This is a genomic window from Pseudomonas sp. HY13-MNA-CIBAN-0226, from assembly GCF_040310305.1.
Classification (GTDB): Bacteria; Pseudomonadota; Gammaproteobacteria; order Pseudomonadales; family Pseudomonadaceae; genus Aquipseudomonas; species Aquipseudomonas gregormendelii.
The window spans coordinates 1-230 of sequence record NZ_JBEOPS010000714.1; the positions used below are offsets into that span (position 1 = coordinate 1).

Here is a 230-nt window from a genome sequence, read left to right on the forward strand (position 1 = left end):
GTTAATACCCACAATCGTTCTACTATTCGGTGCTGACATCAAGCTCGCTGGCAGTCTTTCACTTGCTGTGAGCCTGCCCACAATGATTGTGGGTTTCACGCGATACAGCCGCGACCAGAGCTTTTCGATAATCCGCGCTCAACGGCCATTCATACTGGTCATGGCAGCGGGTTCCATCATAGGAACATTCATCGGCGGGCAATTACTAGGTCTGATCCCGACAACATATC

The 230-nt window shown here is 50.9% G+C and carries 1 pseudogene; it reads left to right on the plus strand.

Going from position 1 to position 230, the window contains the following annotated elements:
- Positions 1 to 230, plus strand: a pseudogene (locus AAEZ05_RS30565) (sulfite exporter TauE/SafE family protein); the annotation flags it as partial.